Origin of the sequence: Kocuria salsicia, assembly GCF_007681555.1 — a bacterium.
Lineage (GTDB): Bacteria > Actinomycetota > Actinomycetes > Actinomycetales > Micrococcaceae > Kocuria > Kocuria salsicia.
In genome coordinates this window covers 626,113-646,688 of record NZ_VELE01000001.1, presented here as the reverse complement: position 1 = coordinate 646,688, position 20,576 = coordinate 626,113, and the positions used below count along the sequence as shown (strand labels likewise).

Genomic DNA, 20,576 nt, shown 5'->3' with positions numbered 1-20,576 from the left:
GCAGTGCCTGCCGCTACCGGGACGGCGACGACGCGGCGCTCACGGCGTGTGCCGCGGCCCGGTCGGTGCGCCCTCCCGCGGGCTCACGCCCTGTGGCGCGGTGCCGAGCGGCGACGGCGGGAGCGTCCCGCGCGGTGGTTCGCGACGGCCCGTGTCTCGGTCGGGGTGGCGTCGGAGGTGGACGACGTGGCACCGGTGCCTGCCTGCGCGACGGAGGCGGGCGCCGTCGTCGCCGAGGACGGGGCGGCGGCCGGGTCGTAGCTCGGGCCGGCGCCCGTGGTTGCCGTGGCCACGGCGAGCTGACCGGTGGTGGCGTCCGGCTCGTCGGAGTCAGCCTCCACAACCTCCCGGTCCACGCGGGTGGACAGCGGCTTCTCCACCACGAATGCGAGCATCACCAGGGCAACGAGCGCGAGCGGAATCATGTAGAGGAAGATCGGCAGCAGGGCATCGTTGTAGGACTGGATGACGGGGTCCCGGAACATCTGCGGCAGGGCGTGCACGCTCTGCGGCGTGAAGGAGTTGGCGTTCATGCCGCCGCTGGCACCTCCCGCGCCCCCGGGAACCTGGGGCAGGTTCTCCGCCAGCAGGTCCTTGAGACGGGAGATGAACAGCGAGCCCACCACGGCGGAGCCCACCGTGGCACCGACCTGACGGAAGAAGTTGCTGGCGGCCGTGGCGGTGCCCACGATCTTGTTGGGGAACGAGTTCTGCACGATCAGCACGAGGATCTGCATGCTCAGGCCGATGCCCGCGCCGAACACGGCCAGGTAGGCGCACATCCTGAAGGTGGAGTCGTCCACCTGGAGCGTGGACAGCAGCCACAGGCCCACACCCATGACCACCATGCCGACCAGCGGGAAGAACTTGTACCGGCCCGTGCGGGAGACGACCTGACCGGAGACGATCGAGGTGATCAGCAGGGACGCCATCATGGGCGTCATGAGCAGACCGGCCTGGGTGGCGTCCACACCCTTGACCATCTGGATGTAGGTGGGCATGTAGCCCAGCGCGCCGAACATGGCCACGCCCACGGCGAGTCCGGACAGCGTGGTGAGCGTGAAGTTGCGGTCCTTGAACAGGGACAGCGGGATCACCGGGCTGCTCGCGCGGGTCTCGGCGACCGCGAAGGCGATGCCGCCGGCCACGGTGGTGGCGCACAGCCACAGGATCTGGGGGGAGTTCCAGTCGTACTGGGTGCCGCCCCACGTGCACACGAGCACCACGCACGTGGTGGCCGCGGCCAGCAGGACCATGCCAAGGTAGTCGATCCGCTGGCTGCGCTCCCGGGTGCGCTGGGGCAGGCGCAGGAACGCGGCCACCGCGATGATGGCCAGGATGCCCAGCGGGATGTTGAACGAGAAGGCCCAGCGCCAGCCGGGACCCTCGGTGATCCAGCCGCCGAGCAGCGGCCCGGCCACGGAGGACACCGCGAACACGGCGCCCATGACGCCCATGTACTTGCCGCGGTCCCGGGCGGGGACCACGTCCGCGATGGAGGTCTGGGCGAGGATCATCAGACCGCCGCCACCCAGGCCCTGGACCACGCGGGCGGTGATGAGCCATCCCATGGTCCCGGCGGACGCGCCGATCACGGAACCCGCGAGGAACAGGAGAATGGCGGCGAGCAGCACCGGCTTGCGGCCAAAGAGGTCCGAGATGCGGCCGTAGACGGGCATCATCACGGTGGACGCCAGGATGTAGCCGGTGATGACCCAGCTCATGTGGTCCACGCCGCCGAGGTCGCCCACGATGGTGGGCAGGGCGGTGGAGAGAATTGTCTGGCCGAGGGACGCGAGCAGCATGACGACCATGAGGCTCGCGAAAAGCCAGCCGAGGTGTGTGGGTTTCTCCTCGGTGGCGGGGCTGGTCCCAGCCCGGGTGACGGTGGTTGTCATGAAATCTCCTTGAGGGCGGTGCGGAAGACACCGATGGCGTGGTCGAGGGCGAGCTGGACGGCGTCGTCGTCGAGGGTGGTCGCCAGGTGGGTGTTGGTGCGGAACGCGAACTTGATGACCGCACCCGCCAGTAGAACGAAAGCGTGCGATGTCTCCTCGGATCGAGGAGTGGTGCCCTGGGCCGAGTGCTCCACGACCGTGGAGACCACGAGGCTCTCCACGGTGGTGATGTGCATCCCGACCCGGCGTTTGAGCTCGGGGTTGTTCTCCACGAGCTCGTGACGGCGGGCCGTGAACTCGGGGGGACCGGTGGCGTCCCGCAGCACGTCCATGAACAGCCGGACGGTGCGGGCGAACTCGTCTCCGGTGGTCGGATCCAGGAACCGTTCGCGCGCCGCCTCGGAGATCCGCGGTTCGGTGGCGCCCAGGACCGCGGCCTCCTTGGAGGGGTAGTAGTTGAAGAACGTGCGGCGGGAGACCCCCGCGCGTTCGGCGATGGCGTCCACCGCGGTGTCCCCGTAGCCGCACTCGCCCACGAGTTCCAGGGCTGCCTGGTGGATCTCGGCGAGGGTGCGGGTGCGGTGGCGTTCGCGCAGTGACGGGTTGGATTCGGACACGCGTCAACTTTATGCATGAGTGCAAACTTGCACAAGTGCAGACTTTGCGCGAGGGGTATGACCTCGCTCACCCCGGATCGTGTCGGAGGTGCTCGATAGGGTGAACGCGTGATCGCACCCCTCCTGGCCTGTGTGGGCCCCGAACAGCACGGCGTCCGCATGCACGCCCAGAACCTCGCCGCACACACTCCCGACGCGCGCACGGTGGCCGGTTCGCTCACGGAGCTGCGACCGGTCCTGCTGGGGGAGTCCTCACCGGTCCACCTTCACTTCACGGACCGCGTCTTCGGCCCGTCACCGCAGGCCGCGGCCTCCACCGTGGCGGAGATCGCCGCGGTCCGCCCGGTAACGGTCACCGTGCACGACATCCCCCAGCCCTCGGACGGCCACGCCTTCGAAGCTCGCCGTGCCGCCTTCGCCCGCGTGGTCGATGTCGCCCGCGCCGTGATCGTGTGCAGCGCCTCCGAGCGCGCGCAGCTCGAGCGCCACGTCCCCGCCACCTCGGGATTGCCGGTGCACGTGAACCACCTGCCCATCGACCCTCCCGAACCGGGTCCCTGGCACCGCGCCTGGCAGTGGGCCGGTGCTCAGCCTCCCTGTCCCTTGTCCCTGTCGGACGGCGACGACACGGAGCGGGTTCCCAGGGTCGCCGTCCTCGGTTTCCTCTACCCGGGCAAGGGCCACGAGAGCGTGATCGAGGCGCTCGCCGGTCTCGATACGCCAGTGGAGGTCGTGGCGCTCGGTCGCGCGTCGGACGGCCACGAGGACCTCGTCCCCGCGCTCGATGCGGCCGCCCGCCGTCACGGCCACAGCTTTCGGACCACGGGGTTCCTCGACGACACCGCCCTGACCCGCGCCGCGCAGCGGGTCACCGTCCCGGTGGTTGCGCCGGCCCACGTCTCCGCCTCCGGGTCCATCGGACGGTGGATCTCGAGCGGGCGCGCCCCGATCGTGACGCCGCACCCCTTCTTCGAGGAGCTCGCCGAGCGGGCACCCTGGGCGCTCACGCTGACCGATGACCTCTCCGCCGCGCTGCGGGCCGCCCTCGCGGACCCGCGCAGCACGTGGATCGACCCTGCCCGTTGGAACGGCGAGGACCTGCCCTCCACACGGGTGGCCGCAGCCCGGCAGTGGGCACTGCTCACGGGCGAACAGATCCCGGCGAACCGCGGAGGTGACCGGTGAGTGCGCCCGCCGTGAGCGTCGTCGTGCCCTACTTCGAGAACCAGCACGGCCTGGACCGGCTGCTTGCCGCGCTGGCGCTGCAGGACCACCCGGTCGCCGAGATGGAGGTGGTCGTGAGCGACGACGGCTCCGCCGTGCCCCCGGTGCTCCCGCCCCTGCCGTTCGCGAGCTCGGTGGTGCGTCAGGAGAACCTCGGCTTCCGGGCCGGGGCGGCGCGGAACCTGGGCGCGGGCGCGTCCTCCGGGGAGGTGATCGTGTTCCTGGACGGGGACATGATCCCAGAACCCGGGTTCCTCACCGCCCTCCTGGCCGGGGTGCGGGACGCGGACGACGGCCACGGGGCGCTCGCGGTGGGCGCCAGGCATCACGCGGACCTCTCCGGCTGTGACGTGCCGGCGGTGGTGGAGTGGATCAGCACCGGCTCGGCACCGGGAGCGCGGCGGCTCGAGGACCCGCAGTGGCTCGCGCAGGGATACGAGCGCACCGCCGATCTCTCCCGCGCGGGGACCGAGGACTTCCGGCTCGTCATCAGTGCGCTGCTCGCGGTGGACCGGCGGCTGTTCGAGCGCTGCGGCGGTTTCGACGAGTCGCTCGTGGGCTACGGCGGGGAGGACTGGGACCTCGCCTTCCGCTGCTGGCAGCTGGGTGCGCAGTTCCGCCACGTGCCCTCCGCACGGGCGTGGCACGACGGGCCGGACCTCGCCGGGCGCGGGATCTCCCGCGCGGTGAAGGACGCCGAGACCCTGGCGCTGGCGCAGCGCATCCCCCTGCCGAGCACTCGCGGCGCGGGCGTGGTCTTCGAGCAGCCGTGGGTGGTGGTGCGGGTGGGCGGTCACGACGACGACGCCGAGGCATACCTGAGTGCCGCCCACCTGCTGCGGGACACGGACGCCGGGATCTGGTTCGTGGACCGCGAGGACGTTCCCGCCGCGCTGGCCGCGGACCCTCGCGCCCGCGCGGGGGAACCTCCGCGCGAGATTCTCGACCGTGCCCTGCTCCTGGCAGACGTCCACGCTCCGCTCCGTCTGGAGGTCCCCCTGCGCGTCTGGTGCGCGGAGGGGGAGAGCGAGGTGCCCGGACTGCTGAGCGTTCGGGACCTCCGCGCCGTGCGGCGGGGCGAATCGTGCCCGGACCGCAGACCCGTGCCCGATCCTGGCGCGCCCGTCCACGCCGCAGACACCAGCACACGACTCGAGGACAGGGTGGGACATGCCCGCTGAGCACACGCCGCACGTGATCGACGATGTTGATCCGCAGGGCCAGGACGCCGTGCACCGCCCGCCTGCGGAGTCAACCGTGAGCGGGCAGGGGCTGCAGGACGACGGGCGGCGCCGTCACTACGGAGACTTCTACGGGCTCACAGAGCTTCCGGACCTCCCCCTGTTCGCCGTGTACGGCAACTGCCAGGCCGAGTCACTGCGCGTGCTGCTGCACGGAGCGCTGGAGGGGCAGTGGCACGGCGTGCGAATGCCCCCGGTGCACGAGCTCACCCGTGAGGACCTCCCGCACCTGCACGCCCTGCTGCCGCGGCTGGGCCTGTTCGTCACCCAGCCCGTGGCGCCCGGTTACCGTGGGCTGCCGCTGGGCACGGACGACGTCGTGCCCCGTCTGGGCCCCCGGGTGGAGGTTGTTCGCGTGCCCGCGATGCGGTGGTCCGCATTCATGCCCACGCTCGCGATCGTCCGTGCGCCGAGCGCGGGGGACCCGCCGGTGGTGCCGTACCACGACCTCCGGGTCCTCACGGCGGCCGCCCGGGGCGAGAGCACCGTGCACCTGGAGCATCCCTCGGCCGCCGCCGCGCATGCCGGGCGGGAGGAGTCCCTCGCGCAGCTGCGGATCCGGCAGGAGGCCCACCGCACGCTCGACGTCGCCTCCGTCCTGGACGCCGCCGGTCCGAACGCGGTGCACGTGATCAACCACCCGTGCAACGACGTGCTGCGCACCGTGGCCTCCGAGATCCTCGATGCGGCGGGGCTCTCCGCGCCGGTGCCCGACCCGGGGAGGGTGCTGCTCGGTGGCATCCGCGCGCCAGTCCACGAGAGCACTCTCGAGGTCTTCGGGTACACGGCCTCCGACCTGGACGGCGGGCCGCGGGAGGACTGGCTCGTCCAGGGGTCGCACCTCACGGAGGACACCGTGGCCGCGGAGCACCTGCGCTGGTACGCCCAGAATCCCGCCGTGGTCTCGGCGGGGCTCACGCGGCACGCGCGCCTGATCGAGCGCCTGGGGCTGCGCCCGTGAGCAGGCGCAGGGACCAGGGGGAGGCGTCGGGCACCGACGCCGCTCGGGAGGCGAGCGGAGAGCACCCGGAGGGCACGGCGTCGTCGGGCCCGGAGCGCACCGCAGACGGCCACCACGTGGTGGTGAACGGCCGGCGCTGGCGCGCCACGGACCCCGGGATCCCGGAAACGCTGCGGCAGGAACTCGTCGCGGAGCTGATGGGTGCCCGCCGTGCCGTGAGGTCCGAGGGCCGGGGGGCGAGGCAGCGTGTCCAGGATGCGAAGGTTGCGCTGGGAGAGCGCGGCGAACCCTGGTGGGAACCGCCCACGGAGGAGGGCCGGCGCGCACGGGAACAGGCGACCATCCGCGCCCTGCTGAGGCACCGGGCGGGGAAGACCATCTGCCCCTCGGACGTGGCCCGCGCCCTGGGCGGCGAACAGTGGCGGGAACTGATGGACGGAGTCCGGGAGGCGGCGCGGGTGCTCGCGGACGTGGGCGAGATCACGGTGCGGCAAAAAGGTGAGAAGGTGGACATTGCGACCGCCCGCGGTCCGGTCCGGCTGGCGCCTGGACCGGCCCTCAAGGGTCTGCCCGAGCCCGGGCGATGACGCCGCGCCACCACCACCGAGGAGCCCGAACGTGTCATTCCTGGAGGACGCCCAGCTGCTGCAGCCCGAGCTCGTTGAGCTGCGAAGGCGCCTGCACGCCCACCCTGAGCTGGGCAACGACCTCCCCTGGACGCAGCGGCAGGTGCTGGAGGCACTGGACGGCTGCGACCTGGAGATCACCCTGGGCCGGTCGCTGAGCTCGGTGGTCGCGGTGCTGCGGGGCGGGCGTCCCGGGCCCGCGGTGCTGCTGCGTGGGGACATGGACGGGCTGCCGATCGAGGAGCAGACGGGGCTCGACTTCGCCTCCACGAACGGCGCGATGCACGCGTGCGGGCACGACCTGCACACCGCCGGTCTCGTGGGCGCGGCCAGGCTGCTGAGTGCACGCCGGGAGGAGCTGCCCGGCTCCGTGGTGTTCATGTTCCAGCCGGGGGAGGAAAGCCCCGGCGGCGCCGCGCCGATGATCGAGGAGGGCGTGCTGAACGCCGCGGGCGAGCGCCCCGTCGCGGCCTACGGGATCCACGTGAGCCCGGGGTGTTCACCTACCGCCCAGGCACCCTCATGGCGGGGGCCAACCACCTGAGCGTCACGTTCCACGGCAGGGGTGGGCACGGCTCGCAGCCGTGGACCTCCAAGGACCCGGTCACGGCGCTGTGCGAGTTCGGCACCGCGCTGCAGACCATGGTGACGCGCCGGTTCAGCGTGTTCGACCCGGTGGTCGTGACCATGACGCAGCTGTGGGCCGGGGAGGCCATGAACGTCATCCCGGACAGCGCCCGCACGGCCGGCAGCGTGCGCACCCTGTCACGCGAGACCACCGAACGCTTCCCCCACCTGGTCCGTGAGCTCGCGGACGGCATCGCCGCCTCCTACGGGCTGCGTGCGCAGGTGGACTGGAACGAGTTCTACCCCGCGACCATCAACGACCCGCAGGAGGCGCGCTTCACGGGGGAAACGCTCACCCGGCTGTTCGGCGCGGAGCACGTGCAGGTCATGGAGAACCCGCGCATGGGCTCCGAGGACTTCTCCTTCGTGCTGCGCGAGGTCCCCGGGTGCTTCGTGTTCCTGCAGTGCAGCCCGGCGGACGTGGACCTCGCCACCGCACCCTGGAACCACTCGCCGCACGTGCGCTACGACGACGCCGTTCTGGGCGCCCAGGCGGCGGCGCTCGCCGAGCTCGCGTGGGGCCGGCTGCAGCTCGGCTGACGGGCATGCCCACCTCAGGCGTGCAAGACCTCGTCGGACTCCGCGTGCTTGATGCGTGCTGTCTCGATCTGGAACGTGGAGTGGTGCACCGAGACGGCGAAGTGCTCGGCCACGCAGGTTTTGACGTCCTGCAGCAGGTCTGCCGCGTGGCCGTCCCGAAAGCACTCGTCCTCCACCACCACGTGGGCGCTGATCGTGGGCAGGCCGGTGGCCACGGTGGAGGCATGGACGTCGTGCACGTCCACCACGTGGTGCAGGCTCATGATGTGCTCGCGGAAAAGGTCCAGGTCCAGCCCCCGGGGCGTGAACTCCATCAGTACGGCAGCCGTCTCCCGCATGATCCGAGCGGCCCTCGGCAGGATCAGCGCGGCGATGAACAGGGCGGCCACGGTGTCCGCGCGCTGGAAGCCGGTCGTGGCGATCACCACCGCGGCCACGATCACGCCGAGGGAGCCCAGGGCGTCGTTCGCCACCTCCAGGAACGCGGCGCGCATGTTGAAGTTGGCGCCCCTGCTGGACGAGAGCACCAGGATGGCCACCACGTTGCACGCCAGACCCAGGGCGCCGAAGACGAGCAGCTCGGTGGGCGGCACCGCGCGCGGCTCCAGGAGCCGGCGGATGCCCTCCACCACCGCGAAGACCCCCACACCGAGCAGCAGGGTGGCCTGCGCCAGCGCCGCGATCACCTCCACCCGCCGGAAGCCCCAGGTGTGCTTGGAACTGGCCGGGCGGGCCATCAGGTGCGCGGCCACGAGAGCCACCAGCAGTCCGAGGGCGTCGGTCAGGGCGTGGACGGTGTCCGTGAGCAGCGCGAGACTCCCGGTGACCGCCGAGCCGACCGCCTGGGCGACCACCATCCCCGCGGTCAGTCCGAACGCGATCCACAGCCGCCACGTGGTTCCGCCCGCCGCTGCTGCGTGCTCGTGACCGGCGTGCCCCGAGCCGGGGGAATGCCCTCCGTGGGAGTGCCCCGCGCCCATCAGCGCTCACCTCGGCCGGAGGGGACCGCGGTGAGCCGCGCGGCGCGGGTGCCGGTGGCGACGTCGTCGAGCCCCGCGGCCACAGGCGGATGGTGGAGGTGCGAGCACAGCACGGCGTCCGTGCCGGTGGTGTGCAGGACCCGTTCCGCGGCCGTGATGACCGCCGCGAGCTCCTCCGGGTGGGTCAGGGAGTACCACGTGGCACGCCCCTCGGGGCGGGCAGCCACAAGGTGGCACTGCGCGAGGAAGCTCAGGTGCTTGCTCACCGTGGACTGGGCCAGGCCCATGTGCTCCACGAGGTCCCGGACGCGGTGCTCTCCGCCGGCCAGGTGCTGGAGCACAGCCAGGCGGGTGGGTTCACTGAGGGCCTGGAAGAGATGGGAGTACGCCGCCGTCGCCCGCGCGTCGAGGGCGGGGAGCTCGTCAGGATCAATCGCCATACGACGATGATATCGCTGGAGCGCGTGAATGCGAGGGGTGAATAAGGATCTGTTTGAGGTGGACTGGCCTACCTTGTCACTCTCAGGAGGGTGACGCGGCCGAACCACGGAGTCGGATCCCCGCCAGCATCCAGGAGCACACGCCATGCCCACCCGCACCCGAGCCCGCCAAGGACCGCATCCTCGCGGCAGCTTGCCGCCTCTTCGACGCACGGGGGTGGCCGCGACCGCCGTCGTGCTGCTCGCCACGACCCTGTTCACCGGGTCCACCCCGGCCACCGTGGTGCTCGTGGTGCTGCTGGGTCTGTTCGGGGTGAGCGCGAACAGCGTGCTCATCCACCTGCCCGTCCGCTGCGCCGCGCCGGGCAGTGCCCGGAGGCTGAAGCCACGGAATCTTCCGTACCGAACTACCTTCCGGAACGTGCGCGGGCAATCGGCGGGCGTCACGGCTGACTCTCAGGAGCGCTGCCGCTGAGCCGCCGGGCTACTGGCCGGCGAGGCCCTCTGCGGTGCCGCTCGCCGACGTCGATACCCTGGCCCTGCGTGCCCGGCGAAGTTCCCGGTAGGCGAGCAGCGTCAGCACCAGCACGACGACCCACGCCACGCCGATGACCGTGCCGTGAATCACCGTGGGCTCGGTGATGAACGCACCGATCGCGACGAGGGAGACCTGCCCCGGGACGGTGCCCAGGGCGCTGCCGATCAGAAAAGACCGTTGAGAGACGCCGAACGCGCCGCTGCCGTAGTTGACCACCCAGTAGGGCAGGCCCGGGGTCAGGCGCAGCAGGTAGGTGCCCGAGGTGCCCGCCTCCTGCAGGCGTTCGTCCACGGTGGCCGCGTGGCTGCCGAGCAGCTTGCTGACCGTGGCCTTCCCCAGGCCGCGAGCGAGCCAGTACGCCACCCAGCTGCCCAGCATGGCGCCGATCACCGAGAGCACACTGCCCTCGACGACGCCGAACAGCACGCCCCCGGCGATCGCCAGGACCGAGACGGGAATGGGGGTCACGGCGAGCGCCGCGTAGAACACGATGAACGCGGCCCACGCCAGGCCGCCCCAGCCGTCCAGCTGGTCCCGCAGGACCTGCGCCGAGGGCAGTTTGACGTGGAACGCGAGCCAGAGCATCACGAAGAGGACGAGCACCAGCAGTGCGTTGCGCAGGACCTCGCCCCACTGCACGCCGCTGCTGGCCGGTGCCACCGGGTCCACAGGTCCCGCGGGGTCTGTGGGCTCCCCCGACGTGGTGGGACGGGAGCGCGACGCAGCCGCGCGAGGATCCTCCGGTGCGGTGTGGGAGGCGGGCTCGAGGCTCATCGGTTCGTCGGTCATTCTCTCCACTTCCACGGTGCGGGCGGCGGGGGCGGGCACCTCGGGTCCATCACACACGCAGGAAGCCCGTTCCCTCCGGGGAGGGAACGGGCTTCCTGGGACTGTGGAGCTTAGGGGAATCGAACCCCTGACCTTTTCATTGCGAACGAAACGCTCTACCAACTGAGCTAAAGCCCCGAACAACAGGGAACACTCTAGTCCTCCCGGCCGGTTTTCGCACATCAGCCGGTGGGGCGGACGTGGCGGGTCGCGTGCGCCGCGGCGCCTAGGCTGGTGGCATGACCGCCGAAGACCCCACCGTGCCGCTGTCCGAGCCCGTCGAGACCGCCCACGAGACCCCCGCGGAGACCGCAGGGGAGACCCCGCAGGAGAGCGCCGGGAACGACGCCGCGCAGGCGCCCTCCGCATCCGAACCCACGGATGCCCGCCACGGCCTCACCATCGGCTACGTGCCCGGTGTGATGCCCGGCAAGTGGTTCGGGCGGTGGCGCGAGCGGCGGATGCGCCCGGTGCTGCGGGACGAGCTGGTCCCCGCCGCCGGCTGGCGTGAGGCGCTCGACGGCGGCAGCGTGACCGCATGCTTCGTGCGCCTCGGCTGGAGCCCGGCGGACCCATCGCTCGAGTCCCTGCGCACCACCCACCACGCCGTGCCGCTCTACGACGAGCTGCGGGTTGCGGTGCTGAGCACCGACGACGTCCTGGGCGTCCTCGACACCCTCACCGTCGCGCAGCTCACCGAGGAGTCCACGCCGCAGCCCCACGCGGACATCGACGACGCCGCCATGGCCGTCGAGCTCGCGGCCGCCGGTGTGGGCCCCGTGGTCCTCCCGATGTCCGTGGCCCGGCTGCACGCCCGCAAGGACGTGACCACCCGCGAGCTGACGGACGCCCCCACCGTTCCGGTCGCCCTCGTGTGGCCGAAGGGTCTGGACGACGACACCGAGGACGCCGTCCAGCGCTTCGTGGGAGTGGTCCGTGGTCGCAAGGAGACCAGCGGGCGGGAGGAAGCCGGCCGCGCGGCGTCGTCGTCCGAGCAGCGGGAGAAGAAGGCAGCCGAGCAGCCCACGGCGAAGGAGCGCGTGGAACCGGTGGCAGCGGCGTCGTCGACCCCCAAGAAGCCCGCCGCGAAGGCCCAGTCCGGGGGCTGGGCCAAGGCTGGCGCGAGCACCAAGCCGGGCCTGCGCCGCAAGCCGGGGCGCAAGGTCAAGAACGGGCGGAACAAGAAGCGCCGCTGAAAGTGCTCAGCCGTCCCCGCGGCGCTCGGAGGACGTGGTGCCCGCGCCGCCCGTCTCCTCGCGGCTGGGGGTGCGCCCGTCCGGCGTGTGGCTGTCCGCGTCCGCGGGGTGCGGAAACACCGGGGTGGTGCGCAGGTTGCCGGTGGTCGGCACGCGCGGCACGGGGAACGAGGTGGTGGGCGCATCGCCCTGCATCTCGGGCTCCGAGCCGGTGCGCACGGTGACCTGGTTGGTGGCCGGGATCCGCAGGCCCTCGCGGTCCAGCATCTTCTTGATCCGCACGCGCATCACGCGGGCCACGTCCCACTGCTGCAGCGGCGCGGTCTTCACCGCCAGGCGCAGCGTGATGTTCTCACCGGTGACGTTCTCCACGCCCCACACCTCCGGGTCCTCCACGATGCTGGGCCCGATGTCCGGATCGTCGCGCACCATCTGCGCCTCGTGGGCGATCATGTCCGCGATCAGGTCGATGTTCGTGTCGTAGGGAACGGGGATGTCCAGCACGCAGCGCGCCCAGCCCTGGGACTGGTTGCCCACGCGCAGGATTTCGCCGTTGCGCACGTGCCACAGGGTGCCCTTCACATCCCGCACCTGGGTCACGCGCAGCCCCACGTTCTCCACGGTGCCGATGGCCTCACCCAGGTCAACGGAGTCCCCGATGCCCAGCTGGTCCTCCGCGACGATGAACACCCCGGAGAGGTAGTCCTTCACGAGCGACTGCGCGCCGAAGGACAGGGCCACGCCCGCGATGCCCGCCGAAGCGAGCACGGGAGCGATGTTGAACCCGAGCTCCGAGATGACCATGAGGATCGCGATGGCCCACACCACCAGCGAGGACACGGAGGAGAGCACCGCGCCGATCGTGCGTGCCCGCAGGGCCTGCCGCTCCGCGGCGATCCCCGAGTCCTGCACCCAGCGGGCCTGCCCGTGGTCGAAGCGCCGCACGATCCGCGACTGCGTGCCGCGCGCGATCCCGCGGGTGATCTTGCGGATGAGCAGGCGCACGACGGCGGAGACCACCACCGCGCCCACGATCACCAGGGCCACGCGGAAGGGTTTGTCGAGCCAGAATTCCCAGTTGTCCATCCCTGCCAGGCTAGAGGTGGCGGATGGGAGTGCGCTCACAGCCAGTCCTTGATCTTGAACACCGCGTAGAGGACCACGCCCACGAGCACCATGAGCACGAGGGCGAAGGGGTAGCCCAGGGTCCAGTGCAGCTCGGGCATGTTCTCGAAGTTCATGCCGTAGATGGAGCCCACGATGGACGGGGCGAAGAGGATGGCCGCCCAGGAGGAGATCTTCTTCATCTGGTCGTTCTGTACCATCGCGGCCTCGTTCTGCCGCGCGGTGGTGAGGGTTGAGTCCAGGCTCATGGCGTCCGTGAGCGAGGAGCGCATGGAGTCCAGCTTGCCGCTGACCTGGATCACGTGGTCCAGCACGTCCCGCAGCCGGTGCTGCAGCTCCTCGTGCGTGCCGTACTTGGTGAAGCCCGCGAAGTAGCGGCGCATCACCTCGCTGAGCGGCGCCACGCCGCGGTGGAACTCGTTGACCTCCCGCGCCAGCTCGTAGATGCGCTGGGAGACGTTGGACTCGCCCGCGAACAACGAGTCCTCGATCTCGTCGATGTCGTTCTCCAGGCCGCTGAGCACGGGGAAGTAGTCGTCCACGATCTGGTCCAGCAGCGCGTAGAGGATGCCGTCCGGTCCGAAGCACAGCAGCTCCGGATCCGCCTCCACCCTCTTGCGGACCTTGCTCACGCCGCTGGACTCGGAGTGGCGGATGGTGATCACGAAGTTCGGGCCGGTGAAGATGTGGATCTCGCCAATCTCCACGGTCTCGGTCTCGTCCTGGTAGACGGCCGGGCGGATCACCGTGAACAGCGTCTCCCCGTAGCGCTCCATCTTGGGCCGCTGGTGCGCCTGGACGGTGTCCTCCACGGCGAGCTCGTGAAGCTGGAAGTGTTCGGCGAGGGACGCGATCTCCTCCTTGGACGGGCGGTAGAGCCCGATCCAGGCGACCACGGTGTCCGCGTGGTCGTCCTGCGCGCAGTCCTGCTGGGCCCGGTCCATGACCGTCTGCAGCAGCCGGTAGGTGTCCTGCAGGGACCGGGGGGACTCGACCTTGCGGCCGTCTCGGTAGATGGCGCTCTCCACGATGCTCACCCGGCCATTATGGGCCCCGACGGCGACTGTCAGGGACCGCAGGGGCCCGTCAGTAGACTGGCGCCCATGACTCAGCCCTTCGACTCCCGCGTGGGCGCCTACGCCCTCATCATCCGTGACGAGCAGCTGCTGCTCACCCACTGGAACCCCCGCCACCCGGGTTTCGAGGGTGCGTGGACGCTTCCCGGCGGGGGCATGGAACCGGGGGAGCAGCCCGCGGAGACCATGGTCCGCGAGGTCTTCGAGGAGACCGGTTTCCGCGTGGACTCGGACGGGCTCGTGGACGTGCACAGCTACTGGATGACCCCCGAGCAGCGATTGGACGGCCAGGACCGCGGCAACCACGCGTGCCGGGTGATCTACACGGCGCACGTCACCGGCGGGGAGATGGCGGTGGAGCAGGACGGCTCCTCGGACGACGTCGCCTGGATCCCGCTCGCGGAGGTCGGCTCGACCCCGCGGCTGGACCTGGTGGACCAGGCACTGCGGCTCGCGGGTCTCAGTGACCGTCTGGGCGCGGCGCGGACCCCCACCGAGCGCATCGCGGAGCAGGACGTCTCCACCGAGCCCGGGCGCGGCGGGGACCGGTGAACCCCGGGGTGCGCGTTCGCGCGGTGGCCGTGCTCACCCTCGGCGCGCTTGCGCTGGCCGGCTGCGGGCAGGCTGCACCGCAGGACGGCGGGGACGGCGCGCAGACCGGGGCCTCGGCAGCGTCGTCGGACGGCGGCACCGTGAAGATCGCGACCGGCGTGGACGTGCAGACGAAGGTGCTCGCGCACCTCTACCAGCAGCGGTTGCAGGCGGACGGGGTCAACGCCACCGTGGTGGACGTGGGCTCCTCCCGCGAGCAGATCGTGGACGCCCTGCAGGACGGCCGGGCCACGATGGTTCCCGACTTCACCGGCGACCTCTACGTCTACGCCCGGCAGCACGAGACCCCAGAGACGCCGCAGCCGAGTGCGAGCGGTTCCCCCGCGGCGTCGGCCACGCCCGTCGCCAGCTCGGACGCGCCCCGCGGCCTGCTGGACTCCCTGGGCCAGTTCCTGGGGATCACGGGCGAGACGGGCCCGTCCGACGACGACGTGTACCGCGCCCTGCCGGACGTCCTGCCGCGCGGGATCCGGCTGCTGGACTCCTCCGGTGCGCAGCGCACGGACCGCATGGTGGTGACGGCGGTGACCGGCGCGAAGTACTCGCTGGGGGATCTGAACTCCGTGGGAACGCACTGCGGGCAGCTGAGCGTGGGCATGCCCACGGGCTACGCGGCCAGCGCCCAGGGGGAGCGCGGACTGAAGGCGTACTACGACTGCACGCCCAGGGCCACGCCCGAGTACGGCAGCACGGGCGAACTCGTGGACGCGCTGCTGAGCGACGGCGTCCAGGCGGCGGTGCTGCCCTCCACGGATCCCGCGATCGAGGACGACGGGCTCGTGGCCCTCGACGACCCGGACAGGCTCTTCCGCCCGGAGCGCGCCGTGGTGATCGGCTCCGACTCTCTGAGCGACGACGCCGCGGCCACGGTCAACGCCGTGTCCGCGGACCTCACGTCCGAGGACCTCACCACCATCACGCGCCTGGCGGGGGGCAGCTCGCCCGCCATGACGCCGGAGAAGGCGGCCACCTACGTGCGCGAGCAGCCCCGCTGACGACGTCGCCCCGCCCGTCTGGGGCGAACCGCGCGGTGGCCTGGAGCTGGGTCACGGCCGCGGGAGTGCCGAGTAGTCTGAGCCCATGGCAAAGGTGAACCAGTCCGACAAGCTGAAGAACGTCCTCTACGACATCCGCGGGCCCGTGCTGGAGCAGGCCGAGAAGATGGAGGCCGCCGGCCAGCGCATCCTGCGCCTGAACATCGGCAACCCCGCTCCCTTCGGGTTCGAGGCACCGGACGCCATCCTCGTGGACATGATCAAGAACCTGCCGAACGCGCAGGGCTACTCGGATTCCCGGGGCATCTACTCCGCGCGCACCGCGGTGGTGCAGTACTACCAGACGCGCGGGATCATGAACCTGGACACCGACGACGTCTACCTGGGCAACGGCGTCTCCGAGCTGATCACCATGACCCTGCAGGCGCTGTGCAACCCGGGCGACGAAATCCTGATCCCTTCCCCGGACTACCCGCTGTGGACCGCCTCGGTGGCGCTGTCCGGCGGCACGCCCGTGCACTACCTGTGCGACGAGGAGAACGGGTGGAACCCGGACCTCGAGGACATGGCCTCCAAGATCACGGAGCGCACCAAGGGCATCGTGATCATCAACCCGAACAACCCCACGGGTGCGGTGTACTCGCGGGAGACCCTGCAGAAGATCGTGGACCTCGCCAAGGAGCACGATCTGATCCTGTTCTCGGACGAGATCTACGAGAAGATCACCTACGACGGTGCGGAGATGGTCAACACCGCGAGCCTCACGGGCGAGGACGTGCTGTGCCTGACGTTCTCGGGCCTGTCCAAGGCGTACCGGGTGGCCGGCTACCGCTCCGGGTGGCTCGCAATCACCGGGCCGAACTGGCGCGCGGAGTCCTACCTGGAGGGCATCAAGCTGCTCGCCAACATGCGCATGTGCGCAAACGTCCCTGCGCAGCACGCCATCCAGACGGCGCTCGGCGGCTACCAGTCGATCAACGACTTCATCCTGCCGGGCGGGCGGCTCAAGGCGCAGCGTGACATCGCCCACCGCAAGCTCAACGAGATCGACGGCATCACGTGCGAGCAGGCCCACGGCGCGCTCTACCTCTTCCCGAAGCTGGACGTGGAGAAGTTCGGCATCGTGGACGACGAGCGCTTCGCCCTGGACCTGCTCAAGGAGCAGAAGATCCTGCTGAGCCACGGCACGGCCTTCAACTGGGGCAGGCCGGACCACTTCCGCCTGGTCACCCTTCCCGCCGTGGACATGCTGGACACCGCCCTGGACCGCCTCGGGGAGTTCCTCTCGACCTACCAGCAGTAGCGCCGCACGCGCGTCACTCGTTCGACGACGCCGCCTGCTCCCGGTCCTCACGACGGGCGCGGGCGGCGTCGAGGCGTTCCCGGGCGCCGTCGAGCCACTGCTCGCAGCGGGTGGCCAGTGCCTCGCCGCGCTCCCACAGCTGCAGGGACTCCTCCAGGGTGGTGCCGCCGGCCTCGAGCCGGGAGACGATGTCCACGAGCTGCTCGCGGGCCTGCTCGTAGCCCAGGCCGTCGACGTCCGAGAGGTCCGGGCCGGTGCCGGGGGCGTTGTGCGGGGATCCGGCGTTCTGCTGCGTGTCTGCGTTCTGGTTCTGCTGTGCCATGGGGGTTCCTTCCGGTGAGGTGCGGGATGGTGCTCTGGCGCTCTGTTGCGCTCGTGCTTGGGTGCGGGGGTGGCCGCCCGGTCAGTGCTCTCCGGGCTGCCTCGTGCTGCTGGAGGTCACGTCCACGCCCAGCTCGCCGCGCGCAAGACGCACGGAGAGGGACTGGCCGGGGGCGGCGTCGGCGGCGTCCGTGAGCACGGAACCGTCCGCGGTCTGGACCACCGCGTACCCGCGGTCCAGCGTCTGCTGGGGTGAGAGCGCGCGGACGCGGGCCCGCATCTGGCCCACGGCATCCCTGGCGCGCAGGGTCTGCGCGTTGGCCGCGGACCACGCGCGGGAGCGCCAGCGGTCGAGGTCCTCCTCGCGGATGAGGATCATGCCGTCCGGCTGGGACAGGGACGGCCGCGAGCGCATGGTGGCCAGGCCCTGCTGCTCGCGGTCGATCAGCGTGCTCACTGCGCGGTCCAGGGCGGCCCTGGCCTGCAGAAGGCGCAGCCGCTCGTCCTGGACGTCCGGGACGATCCGCTTGCCGGCGTCCGTGGGGGTGGAGGCCCGCACGTCCGCCACGTAGTCCAGCAGGGGCTGGTCGTTCTCGTGGCCGATCGCACTGACCACCGGCGTCCGGGCGGCGAACACCGCCCGCAGCAGGGATTCGTCGCTGAACGAGAGCAGGTCCTCGAATGCGCCGCCGCCACGGGCAATGACGATGACGTCCACCGCGTCCATGCCGTCCAGCTCCTGCAGCGCCTGGATCACGGCCTTCGCCGAGCCCGTGCCCTGCACCGGGACCTCGCGGATCTCGAACTCGACTCCCGGCCAGCGGTTGGTGGCGTTGCGCACCACGTCCTTCTCCGCGTCCGAGTTCCGCCCGGTGACCAGCCCGACCCGGTGGGGGAGGACGGGCAGCCGCTTCTTGTGGGCGGGGTCGAACAGGCCCTCCTCCGCGAGGGCGCGGCGCAGCCGTTCGAGGCGTTCCAGCAGGTCCCCGAGACCCACGGGACGGATGTCCCTGCCGAGCATCGAGAGCCGCCCGGTCTTGACGTAGAAGTCCGCCTTGAGGTTCACGACCACGCGCGAGCCGCGTTCGAGGGGACGCTCCAGCCGGGCCATCTCCCGCTGGAAGAGCGTGACATTCACCGAGACCTCCTCCTGCAGGTCCCGCAGGGTCACGTAGGAGACGCGGGCGCGCTGGTTGACCTCGATCACCTGGCCCTCGACCCACGCGTCCGGGGCCTTCTGCACCCAGCCGTGCAGCGCGTGGGAGAGCGTGCTGAGCGGCCAGGGGTTCTCGGGCGTGGTGTCACGGGCCAGCTTGGGCAGCTCCGGGGGGCGTTCCTGCTCTCCGGCGCCTTCGGGGGAGGACGAGGTGTTCATGGGACATGACTACCATCCGCCGAGGACACGCACAGTGGATTCTCCTTAGAGTGGAGTGGTGAGCACCCCCGAGCACTCCCCACGTCCACCGATGCTGCGCAGTCTCGCGGCTGCACTGTGCGCCCTGCTGGCCGGCGCCGGTTTCGCCCTGTGGCTGGGGATCTCGTGGCTGCAGGACCACGTGCTCTCGCCCTCGGGCTTCCAGGACACGGCCGCCTCCGTGGTCACGCAGACCTCGTTCCAGGAGGACCTGGTGAGCACCCTGGTGGACCAGGCCACGCTCCACGCTGGCGACACCCCTGGAACCGGGATCGACGCCCTCGACGGCGTGCTCCAGCGGGTCCGCGACTCCGCCGTGAACGCGGCGCAGCAATGGCTCACCGCGCCCGAGCAGGAGGGCACCTGGATCCAGGTGCTCGACGACACCCACGACGCCAACGTCCCCGTGACAGCGAGCGCGGGCAAGGCACCGGACGAGTTCGTGGTGGACGTCTCCGCCCTTGGCGCGGCGGTGGAGCAGCAGGTGGAGAAGACCGTGGGGTTCTCCCCGGGGATCGCAGACCAAAACCTCACCATCACCGTGCCGGGCGCCCACACCGGTGTGGTCGTGGACACCCTCGTGCAGCTCGCGCAGTGGCGATACGCGCTGCCGTGGTTCGCCGGGATCCTGGCGGTGCTCGCGCTGGTGGTGGCACCCCGCCGGTGGCTCGCGCTCGCGGGGGTGGGACTGTCCGGCGTGCTGTTCACGGGCGTGGTGCTCGCCGTGGCGCTGAGCTCGGCCCAGAAGCTCGTGGACGCCTCCGCCGTCGAGCCTGTGGCGCACGTGGTCACGGAGCAGATCGTGGCGCAGCTGCGTGAGTCCTTCGTCACCTCGAGCGTCACGGGGATGCTCGGCGCGGGCGCCGTGGCGCTGTTCGGTGTGATCCTGGCCGTGGTGCGCCCCAGGGCGGTCACCTACCATAAGAGGCATGTCCACAGTGGTTGACCTTTCCATGCCCACCGTCCCCAGGGTGCGCCGTACCCCGGAGGAGATCGCCGCGGCCGCCCCGGTCACGGGGGAGCGCCGGGTCCTGCTCGCCGCACCGCGCGGCTACTGTGCCGGGGTGGACCGTGCGGTGATTGCCGTGGAGAAGGCCCTGGAGCACTATGGTGCTCCCGTGTACGTGCGCAAGGAGATCGTGCACAACAAGCACGTGGTGCAGACCCTCGAGGAACGCGGGGCGGTGTTCGTGGAGGAGACGGATGAGGTTCCCGAGGGCGCGATGCTCGTGTTCTCGGCCCACGGCGTCTCACCGGCTGTGGTGCAGTCCGCCCAGGACCGGAACCTGCACACCATCGATGCCACCTGCCCGCTGGTCACCAAGGTGCACCGGGAGGCCGTGCGCTTCGCGAAGAACGACTACGAGATCCTCCTGATCGGCCACGTGGGCCATGAAGAGGTCGAGGGCACGTTCGGGGAGGCGCCCGAGCACATCCAGATCGTGAACTCCCCGGAGGACGTGGACACCCTGGAGGTCAACGACCCGGACAAGGTGGTGTGGCTCTCCCAGACCACCCTGAGCGTGGACGAGACCATGGAGACGGTGAACCGGCTGCGGGCCAAGTTCCCGAACATGATCGACCCGCCCAGCGACGACATCTGCTACGCCACCTCCAACCGCCAGGCGGCCATCAAGGAGATCGCCCCGCAGGCGGACCTGGTGATCGTGGTGGGATCGGCCAACTCGTCCAACTCCGTGCGGCTCAAGGAGGTGGCGCTGGAGTACGGCGCCGCGCGCGCCGAGCGAGTGGACTTCGCCCACCAGGTGGACGAGTCCTGGTTCGAGGGCGTGGCTACCGTGGGGGTGACATCCGGTGCGTCCGTACCCGAGGTGCTCGTGCAGCAGGTCCTGGAGCTGCTGGCCGAGTACGGCTACGGGTCCGTGGAGGAAGTGGAGACCGCCCAGGAGGACATCCTGTTCTCCCTGCCCAAGGAGCTGCGCGCGAAGCTCGCCAAGGACGGGGACACCGCCCGCGGTCTGGGCGGCCGCGGCACCAAGCCCTCCCGCTGAGC

Annotated in this window: 20 protein-coding genes, 1 tRNA gene and 1 pseudogene; 12 read left to right on the top strand and 10 right to left on the bottom strand. The window is 70.9% G+C overall.

Annotation, left to right across the window (positions count from 1 at the left end):
* Positions 1-83 precede the first annotated feature (83 nt).
* Both FS770_RS02900 and FS770_RS02895 read right to left on the bottom strand, forming a co-directional pair.
* Positions 84-1,898 carry an MDR family MFS transporter gene (locus FS770_RS02900; protein ID WP_144941868.1) on the bottom strand — a complete coding sequence of 605 codons (1,815 nt, stop codon included), beginning with the start codon at positions 1,896-1,898 and terminating at the stop codon, positions 84-86.
* A complete protein-coding gene (locus FS770_RS02895) occupies positions 1,895-2,515 on the bottom strand; it encodes a TetR/AcrR family transcriptional regulator (protein ID WP_144941871.1) in 621 nt (206 codons plus the stop codon). Before FS770_RS02895 ends, FS770_RS02900 begins: the two co-directional genes overlap by 4 nt.
* Before the next feature lie 108 nt (positions 2,516-2,623).
* On the opposite strand from FS770_RS02895, the gene FS770_RS02890 reads away from it, so the two are divergent.
* The 5 genes and pseudogenes from FS770_RS02890 to FS770_RS02870 all read left to right on the top strand — a co-directional run bounded on the left by FS770_RS02890 (position 2,624) and on the right by FS770_RS02870 (position 7,734).
* Positions 2,624-3,700: a glycosyltransferase family protein gene (locus tag FS770_RS02890; protein ID WP_145009792.1), complete on the top strand. Its 1,077-nt coding sequence runs from the start codon at positions 2,624-2,626 to the stop codon at positions 3,698-3,700.
* On the top strand, positions 3,697-4,920 hold the full coding sequence (locus tag FS770_RS02885; protein ID WP_145009787.1) for a glycosyltransferase family 2 protein: 1,224 nt from the start codon (positions 3,697-3,699) through the stop codon (positions 4,918-4,920). The genes FS770_RS02890 and FS770_RS02885 overlap by 4 nt, the downstream gene beginning before the upstream one ends.
* Positions 4,910-5,941 carry a WcbI family polysaccharide biosynthesis putative acetyltransferase gene (locus tag FS770_RS02880; RefSeq protein WP_186366670.1) on the top strand — a complete coding sequence of 344 codons (1,032 nt, stop codon included), beginning with the start codon at positions 4,910-4,912 and terminating at the stop codon, positions 5,939-5,941. Before FS770_RS02885 ends, FS770_RS02880 begins: the two co-directional genes overlap by 11 nt.
* Positions 5,938-6,528: a DUF3253 domain-containing protein gene (locus FS770_RS02875; RefSeq protein ID WP_144941877.1), complete on the top strand. Its 591-nt coding sequence runs from the start codon at positions 5,938-5,940 to the stop codon at positions 6,526-6,528. The genes FS770_RS02880 and FS770_RS02875 overlap by 4 nt, the downstream gene beginning before the upstream one ends.
* A 31-nt stretch (positions 6,529-6,559) precedes the next feature.
* Positions 6,560-7,734: pseudogene (locus tag FS770_RS02870) on the top strand (M20 metallopeptidase family protein).
* Between the two features lie 14 nt (positions 7,735-7,748).
* On the opposite strand, the gene FS770_RS02865 reads toward FS770_RS02870, so the two are convergent.
* Entirely contained in the window at positions 7,749-8,714 is a 966-nt protein-coding gene (locus FS770_RS02865) for a cation diffusion facilitator family transporter (RefSeq protein ID WP_055086422.1), read from the bottom strand.
* Entirely contained in the window at positions 8,714-9,154 is a 441-nt protein-coding gene (locus tag FS770_RS02860; protein WP_094394551.1) for an ArsR/SmtB family transcription factor, read from the bottom strand. The genes FS770_RS02865 and FS770_RS02860 overlap by 1 nt, the downstream gene beginning before the upstream one ends.
* 145 nt (positions 9,155-9,299) lie before the next feature.
* Between FS770_RS02860 and FS770_RS02855 the strand changes: the two genes are divergently transcribed.
* Positions 9,300-9,629, top strand: coding sequence for a hypothetical protein (locus tag FS770_RS02855; protein WP_145009784.1), 330 nt, complete (start codon positions 9,300-9,302; stop codon positions 9,627-9,629).
* Positions 9,630-9,638: 9 nt separating this feature from the next.
* On the opposite strand, the gene FS770_RS02850 is transcribed toward FS770_RS02855, so the two are convergent.
* Positions 9,639-10,481 carry a TVP38/TMEM64 family protein gene (locus tag FS770_RS02850; RefSeq protein WP_145009781.1) on the bottom strand — a complete coding sequence of 281 codons (843 nt, stop codon included), beginning with the start codon at positions 10,479-10,481 and terminating at the stop codon, positions 9,639-9,641.
* A gap of 104 nt (positions 10,482-10,585) precedes the next feature.
* Positions 10,586-10,658, bottom strand: a tRNA-Ala gene (locus tag FS770_RS02845).
* Between the two features lie 101 nt (positions 10,659-10,759).
* On the opposite strand from FS770_RS02845, the gene FS770_RS02840 reads away from it, so the two are divergent.
* The gene (locus FS770_RS02840; protein WP_145009777.1) at positions 10,760-11,716 is read left to right on the top strand and encodes a LysR substrate-binding domain-containing protein; all 957 of its coding nucleotides are present in this window, start codon (positions 10,760-10,762) and stop codon (positions 11,714-11,716) included.
* Positions 11,717-11,722: 6 nt separating this feature from the next.
* Here the strand turns inward: FS770_RS02840 and FS770_RS02835 are convergent, their stop codons facing one another.
* Complete coding sequence (locus tag FS770_RS02835) at positions 11,723-12,802, bottom strand: mechanosensitive ion channel family protein (RefSeq protein ID WP_145009774.1); 1,080 nt, start codon at positions 12,800-12,802, stop codon at positions 11,723-11,725.
* A 35-nt stretch (positions 12,803-12,837) separates the two neighbouring features.
* Positions 12,838-13,878 (bottom strand): magnesium/cobalt transporter CorA, encoded by a 1,041-nt coding sequence (gene corA / locus FS770_RS02830; RefSeq protein ID WP_145009772.1) that lies wholly within the window; start codon positions 13,876-13,878, stop codon positions 12,838-12,840.
* Positions 13,879-13,944: 66 nt separating this feature from the next.
* Here corA and FS770_RS02825 point away from each other — a divergent pair, with 66 nt between their 5' ends.
* From FS770_RS02825 to FS770_RS02815, 3 genes are all read left to right on the top strand, one after another.
* Entirely contained in the window at positions 13,945-14,469 is a 525-nt protein-coding gene (locus tag FS770_RS02825; protein ID WP_144941896.1) for an NUDIX hydrolase, read from the top strand.
* 8 nt (positions 14,470-14,477) lie between these two features.
* Positions 14,478-15,524 (top strand): glycine betaine ABC transporter substrate-binding protein, encoded by a 1,047-nt coding sequence (locus FS770_RS02820; RefSeq protein ID WP_244944708.1) that lies wholly within the window; start codon positions 14,478-14,480, stop codon positions 15,522-15,524.
* A gap of 85 nt (positions 15,525-15,609) precedes the next feature.
* Positions 15,610-16,827 (top strand): pyridoxal phosphate-dependent aminotransferase, encoded by a 1,218-nt coding sequence (locus FS770_RS02815; RefSeq protein ID WP_144941900.1) that lies wholly within the window; start codon positions 15,610-15,612, stop codon positions 16,825-16,827.
* Between the two features lie 13 nt (positions 16,828-16,840).
* Here the strand turns inward: FS770_RS02815 and FS770_RS02810 are convergent, their stop codons facing one another.
* Positions 16,841-17,149: an exodeoxyribonuclease VII small subunit gene (locus tag FS770_RS02810; RefSeq protein WP_144941902.1), complete on the bottom strand. Its 309-nt coding sequence runs from the start codon at positions 17,147-17,149 to the stop codon at positions 16,841-16,843.
* Between the two features lie 81 nt (positions 17,150-17,230).
* On the bottom strand, positions 17,231-18,523 hold the full coding sequence (xseA, locus tag FS770_RS02805) for an exodeoxyribonuclease VII large subunit (protein ID WP_145009769.1): 1,293 nt from the start codon (positions 18,521-18,523) through the stop codon (positions 17,231-17,233).
* A gap of 58 nt (positions 18,524-18,581) precedes the next feature.
* Here xseA and FS770_RS02800 point away from each other — a divergent pair, with 58 nt between their 5' ends.
* Positions 18,582-19,508 carry a hypothetical protein gene (locus FS770_RS02800; protein ID WP_244944707.1) on the top strand — a complete coding sequence of 309 codons (927 nt, stop codon included), beginning with the start codon at positions 18,582-18,584 and terminating at the stop codon, positions 19,506-19,508.
* Entirely contained in the window at positions 19,492-20,574 is a 1,083-nt protein-coding gene (locus FS770_RS02795; RefSeq protein WP_144941906.1) for a 4-hydroxy-3-methylbut-2-enyl diphosphate reductase, read from the top strand. Before FS770_RS02800 ends, FS770_RS02795 begins: the two co-directional genes overlap by 17 nt.
* Positions 20,575-20,576 lie beyond the last annotated feature (2 nt).